Source organism: Geobacillus sp. ZGt-1 (genome assembly GCF_001026865.1).
Taxonomy (GTDB): domain Bacteria; phylum Bacillota; class Bacilli; order Bacillales; family Anoxybacillaceae; genus Geobacillus; species Geobacillus thermoleovorans.
On sequence record NZ_LDPD01000028.1, the window covers coordinates 139,780 to 145,962 of the forward strand.

General features: G+C 52.6%; 4 protein-coding genes and 1 pseudogene. 3 read left to right on the forward strand and 2 right to left on the reverse strand.

What is annotated here, in order from left to right; all coding sequences use genetic code 11:
- Positions 1–326: 326 nt before the first annotated feature.
- Positions 327–1,070, reverse strand: coding sequence for an RNA methyltransferase (locus VU18_RS15085; RefSeq protein WP_021321301.1), 744 nt, complete (start codon positions 1,068–1,070; stop codon positions 327–329).
- A 218-nt stretch (positions 1,071–1,288) separates the two neighbouring features.
- On the opposite strand from VU18_RS15085, the pseudogene VU18_RS15090 reads away from it, so the two are divergent.
- A pseudogene (locus tag VU18_RS15090) lies at positions 1,289–1,750 on the forward strand (amino acid permease); the annotation flags it as partial.
- 148 nt (positions 1,751–1,898) lie between these two features.
- Here VU18_RS15090 and VU18_RS15095 read toward each other — a convergent pair.
- Entirely contained in the window at positions 1,899–3,278 is a 1,380-nt protein-coding gene (locus VU18_RS15095; RefSeq protein WP_021321300.1) for an ATP-binding protein, read from the reverse strand.
- A 183-nt stretch (positions 3,279–3,461) separates the two neighbouring features.
- Here VU18_RS15095 and VU18_RS15105 point away from each other — a divergent pair, with 183 nt between their 5' ends.
- Together VU18_RS15105 and manA are read left to right on the forward strand one after the other, a co-directional pair.
- Entirely contained in the window at positions 3,462–4,988 is a 1,527-nt protein-coding gene (locus tag VU18_RS15105) for an FAD-dependent oxidoreductase (protein ID WP_021321298.1), read from the forward strand.
- 191 nt (positions 4,989–5,179) lie between these two features.
- The gene (gene manA / locus VU18_RS15110) at positions 5,180–6,142 is read left to right on the forward strand and encodes a mannose-6-phosphate isomerase, class I (protein ID WP_021321297.1); all 963 of its coding nucleotides are present in this window, start codon (positions 5,180–5,182) and stop codon (positions 6,140–6,142) included.
- The last annotated feature ends 41 nt before the right edge of the window (positions 6,143–6,183 follow it).

Genomic DNA, 6,183 nt, shown 5'->3' on the forward strand with positions numbered 1-6,183 from the left:
CGTGCGCTCCACGCAGCCCCCAAGCAAAAACAAAAACGGCAAAACCAGCACCGCGCGCCATCTCGCCCGTTTCATCGCTATCGGTCCTCCCTCTTCCGCCCCAACCATTTCGGGGCCTTCCATGCATTTTCTTTTGTCTCTACCATATCAAAATTGAAAATGTTTGAAACGAATGAGCGAAAAAGTTCATAAATCAGCAAAACATTTGTCACAAACTGTTCAATCATTGTTCAACAAATCGCCACTTGTTTTCCTCGTTTAGGGAAATATTGATGAGAAAGGAGAGTTGCGGAAAAGCCCGCCATAAAACAAGACAGCTGAATTCTTTATGAAAAAGAACCCAGCTGTCCTTCGTTCGTTTGAATGGCATATCCTTGTTGCTGCAACTGTTTACGAATGCGTGGGTTTAACGTTTGCCACATCCATTGTTCATACAACGCCTTTTTCTCTCCAGGCAATAAATAGTAGTGTCGGCCGGCCTGGCGGCGCGCCCGCTCGGTGACATCATAGAGCGCTAACGCAGCGGCGACGGAAATGTTAAAGCTTTGCACAAAGCCGTACATCGGAATGACAAACGTTCCGTCCGCCAAGCGGAGCGCCTCTTCCGACACGCCGCTATGCTCGTTGCCAAACAACAGCGCTGTCGGTTGGGACAGATCGATGTCGGAAACCGGAATCGTCCCCTCACCAAGATAGCTTGCATACACTTGATACCCTTGACTTTTCAAATCGGCAATGGCCGTTTTGATATCTGGCTTATGGTGGAGCGTCAGCCACTGATCGGCATAGCGCGTCACAAGCCGGTTCGGCGAAAACGGCGCCTTTCCCGTCACGATATGAACGTCTTGAACGCCAAACGCTTCAGCCGTCCGCAGCACCGCCGCTTGGTTATGCGGGTCATCGACCGCTTCGATCAAGACGGTAATATAGCGGGTGCGCTCATTCAAAACCTCATACATCCGCCGAAGCCGCCTTGGCAAAATCATTTCCCAAACCGGACGCGTCGATTCGGTGATCAGCCCTTCTTGCCGCAGCTGTTCCAAAAATGATGTCTCTTCCCGTTCTTCCACAACGCATCCCCCTTTCCAAGCCTAGCGTATTCTGTGTTTCCCATTGTACAAAATGACAGGATGCCAAGGCAATTCATGTATTTTTAAATACTATTCAGATTATTAAATATATAATAACTTGAAAACATTGCTCATTTACAACCTCTTTATCTATCGGTTAGTATTATAATGTAAGCGCTTCAAAAATACTTTTTCAAAAAATATTATTTATTATCAAGCTGTTTAACCTTGCTGAACAGCAAGAAGCGCCGAGCGCATTCGGCCGGCTGACAAAGCGCGGCATTCCGGGCGCGGCCTTGATCGCCACTGCGCTTGTCATGCTTGTCGGCGTATATTTGAACTACGTATCTGAAAAAGTGTTCCAATGGGTGACAAGCATCGCCACATTCGGCGCCATTTGGACGTGGGCGGTCATTTTGCTGTCCCAGCTGAAATTCCGCAAACAGTTGAGCGCGGAACAAGCACAACGTCTCACGTTCAAACTTCCGCTTTATCCATACAGCTCATACGTGTCGCTTGCCTTTTTGATCGGCGTTGCCGCCCTAATGGCGTATTTCCCGGATACGCGCATCGCTTTGATCATCGGCCCAGCCTGGCTGCTGCTTTTGACGGCCGTATACTTCGCCAAAGGAATGCATCGTCGCCAGCATGGCCAAGCCGAAGAAAAGCAAGCTGGATGACAAGTCCGATCAAAAGAGAGGGTGTCCCCATCCTTGCGGGACACCCTCTTTCTAAAACAAAAAGCAGGAAATGTGCAATCGCAGACCCCATCCTTCCGATCGGTCTATTTCCGTTTGGATCATGACTCGCTTTCACCCTCCAATCCTTTCATTCATCAACCGCTATGTAGGCTTGGCGCGGATGATTCGGCTGATCCGGGTATTTTAAGCGGATTTTCCCTTCCTCCAACAGCTTTCCTAAATAATTGTTGCGCAATCCATCCGGCGTTCGTTCGAGCAGCTCAGCCAGCTCTTTCAGGCGCAGCGGCCGCTCGCGGCATAACCGAATGATCAATTGTTCCATGACCGCTGGAGCCAACCGTTTTTTTCGCCGTGCCAATTCTGCCATCTTCCATAGCCGTTCGTCGATCGTTTCCCCTTTTTCGTTGCTGTCATGCATACTGATGTCGTTGTTTATGGAGCTAAGCAAGCTATTTACGAACTCCAGTCCATTATTTATAGAGTTCAACGTTATATTTACGGAGTCAGACTCGTTTTTTATGGAGTTCGACCCGCTGTTTACGGAGTTTTTGGTTATATTTACGGAGTTTTCTTCATTGTTAACGGAGTTTGTGTCTATACTTACGAAGTTTAGTTCGTTAGTTATAAAGCTCTCGGTTTCCTGTCCGCTGCCCGCATCCAGCCATTCGGGTTCCGGCTGTTCCAGCTGTCCAGCCGGTTCTGTTTCCATTGTTGCGCTAATTTCAGCTGGAAATTGCAGCGGACACAACACAACGATTGTACGGTCTGGATTCGTTTGCTGCGAGATATCGATCGGGCAAGCAAGCGCCTGTTCCTGCATATCGCACATTCGCTTGAGGCCCGATCCCGCGCGTTTGCATACGTCGATCAGCAAAAACATTTTAAAAATATTCGGGTTGCGCAAATTGCTCGTATGCCCCGCCATTGCCGCTTCAATCGGGATGCGAAACCGTCCCGGGTTGGCAAAGCGAAATGAACGATCCTCTTTTTCGACGGTGATGCCGCCTTCCTCCCCATAATCGGCATGAACGAGCGCATTGACGAGCGCCTCGCCAAGCAGAGCGCGCCCTTCATCCGACCAAACGTGACGCTCCAGCTCAGCCAACACGCGAAAATAAAAATCGTAAATGTTGCCCGACCATGTGCCGTCTTGTGATGTGAACCGCTTCGTCCATCCTGCCGCTTCACCGTCAGTGTGCTCTCGATATTCCAAAAAGTATTGCGGCAGCACCTCGGTGATGATCCGCTCCTCACTGAACATCAACAATCCCGCGAGCGTCAGCCCTTCTTTGCTGCTGTCGCGCAGCTTGCCCCACGCGCCGATTTTGTATAAAAATTCTTTTGTCTCGAGCCCGTTCCACGGATGGCCCGGTTTCACCCGAGCAAACCGCTCGCGGTAATGGCTGACGGTCTCGAAATTGAGCTCACTTAAGCTGTAATGCTCTAAAATCAGGCTGTCTGCCAGCGCATGGGGGCGTTCATGAAACGAATTTGTATATTTATTCACTCCCGATCTTCCTTTGACGTTATTTTTGCAAAACAGTTTGATTCTCTTTTTCTATTGTACCATCTTTCCTTCTCCTTGCGGATAGTTGCCAAAAAAAGAAAACGGTTGTGGATATGTGGAATAGTTCGCCCGATAAAAGGAAAACTACAGAAGACAACATTGACATGCAAGGAGGAGGTAATCATGTCGTCCCTTCCTTCCACCGTAGAGCCTTACTGGCGCGACTCCGTTTCGCTTCCGTCGTTTCCGAAGCTCGATGCGGACATTTCCGCCGACGTCGCAGTCATCGGCGGCGGCATTTCCGGGATTACAACAGCGTATTTGTTGTCGGCGCAAGGGGCGCGCGTCGCCCTTCTGGAAGCCGACCGGCTCCTGAACGGCACGACCGGCCATACGACAGCGAAAATCACCGCCCAGCACGATCTCGTCTATGATGAATTTCTCAACCATTTCGGTGCAGAAAAGGCGCGACTCTATTATGACGCCTGCATGGACGCACTCCAGTTTATCCGCCGCACGATCGAAGAACAACAAATAGACTGCGACTTTTGCGAGCAAGATGCCTATATTTATACGATGTCTTCCTCTTCTTTCCAAAAACTAGTGAAAGAATGGGAAGCGTACGAACGGCTCGGCATTGACGGCGCCTTCGTTGAGTCGATCCCGCTCCCGCTGCCGGTGGCGGCAGCGGTCGTGATGAAGAGGCAGGCGCAATTTCATCCGCTCAAATATTTGGCCAAACTCGTCGATTCGATCACACAGGCTGGCAGCGCCATTTACGAACACACACCAGCGGCGGATATTGAACAAGGAAAAAGGATGACAGTCATTACGCGAGACAAAAAACGGGTTGAGTGCGACCATGTCGCCGTCTGTTCTCACTTTCCGTTTTACGACGGCGGGTTTTACTTTTCGCGCATGTACGCTGAACGGTCGTACGTATTGGGAGTGACGATCACTGAACCGTACCCGGGCGGCATGTATTTAAGCGCCGATGAACCGAAACGCTCGATCCGCTCCGCAGCGGCAGGCAGCGAGACGCTTATCCTAATTGGCGGCGAAAACCATAAAACCGGCCAAGGCGTGCCGACGATGCGTCATTACGAGGCGCTGTCCTCGTTCGCTTCGCAGCTGTTTACGGTGAACGACATCCGTTACCGTTGGTCCGCCCAAGATTTGACGACGCTGGACAAAGTGCCGTACATCGGCCCGATGACGGCAGGGACGCCAAACATTTATGTCGCGACAGGGTACCGGAAGTGGGGGATGACGAACGGGACGGTCGCCGGGATGCTTTTGTCTGACCTCATCCTCGACCGCGACAACCGATACCGCGACTTGTACTCCCCGTCGCGCTTTTACGCTGATCCAAGCATGAAGCAGTTTTTCACGACAAACCTTGACGTCGCCAAACATTTGCTGGAGGGAAAGATCGAACCGGTTGTCCGCCGGCCGCAAGATTTGACGCATGGCGAAGGGGCGGTTGTCTCGGTCAACGGAAAGCGGGCTGGCGCCTATAAGGACGAAGCCGGGGTGCTCCATGTCGTCGACACGACGTGCACCCATATGGGTTGCGAGCTGGAGTGGAACAGCGGCGACCGGACATGGGACTGCCCATGTCATGGCTCGCGCTTCTCGATCGATGGCGATGTGATCGAAGGACCGGCGAAACAGCCGCTCGCGCGCATTGAACTTGATGACGCGAAGTGACGCGCTGACGCAGGACGGCGGCGCGTGCAGAACATCGTCGCAATCGGCATGTCGACCTTGAGTTCCAATGGGGGTTGGGAGCGTATGTTCCTAACCCCCTTATCGTTTTCATTTGCCGATAGCGCATTTCATGATAAGATGAAAATTAGAGTGGACTGCATGTTGTATGATGTTTTCGGGAGGGATGACGCATGGACCTTGAACCGATTTTTCTCACCCCTGTCTTCCAAGAACGGATTTGGGGCGGCACGAAGCTCGCCGAACGATTCGGCTACGACATTCCGTCTTCGCAAACAGGGGAATGCTGGGCGGTGTCCGCCCATCCGCACGGGCAGACGGTCGTCGCCCGCGGACCGTTTGCCGGGATGACGCTCGGACAATTATGGGAGGAACGCCGCGATTTGTTCGGCCACTTCCCGTCTGACCGCTTCCCGCTGTTGACGAAAATTTTGGACGCCAACGCCGACTTGTCAGTCCAAGTCCACCCGGACGATGAATACGCCAAAACGCATGAAGGCGGAGAACTCGGCAAAACGGAGTGTTGGTACATCATCGACTGCAAGCCGGGCGCTGAGCTCATTTACGGCCATTACGCCGAGACGAAGGAGCAGCTGCGCGCGATGATGGAAGCGGGGGAATGGGATCGTTTACTTCGGAAAGTGCCGATCCGCCCCGGCGACTTCTTCTATGTCCCAAGCGGCACGATCCACGCCCTTTGCGAAGGGACGCTCGTCCTTGAGACGCAGCAAAGCTCAGATACAACCTACCGCGTCTACGATTACGACCGCGTCGACAGCCAAGGGCGGAAGCGCGAGCTTCATCTCGAGAAAGCGATTGACGTCACGACCGTCCCGCATCGCGACATCGATGTCCACCCCCATGTCGCCGAATTTCCCGGCGCGACGGTGACGGCCTTCGTGGAAGGAGACTACTTCGGCGTCCAAAAATGGGACGTCCATGACGCGTTCGCGTCAGAACAGACGAAACCGTTTCTCATCGTCAGCATCCTCGAAGGCGAAGGCGAGCTTGTCCGCAAAGGACAGACATACTTGCTTCGCCGGGGCGACCATTTCATTTTGCCGCATCAATTCGGCCGTTTCACCATTCGCGGCTCCCTCCAGGCGATCGCGTCGTGGCCGCGGACAGGCAAATAAACGCGGGTGTCCCAAAAGGCTGTCTGTCTTCAGGATAGACA

Excerpts from the sequence above, each read along its gene's own strand:
- VU18_RS15105 (WP_021321298.1), top strand. The coding sequence starts at position 3,462 with ATGTCGTCCCTTCCTTCCACCGTAGAGCCTTACTGGCGCGACTCCGTT.
- manA (WP_021321297.1), top strand. The coding sequence starts at position 5,180 with ATGGACCTTGAACCGATTTTTCTCACCCCTGTCTTCCAAGAACGGATT.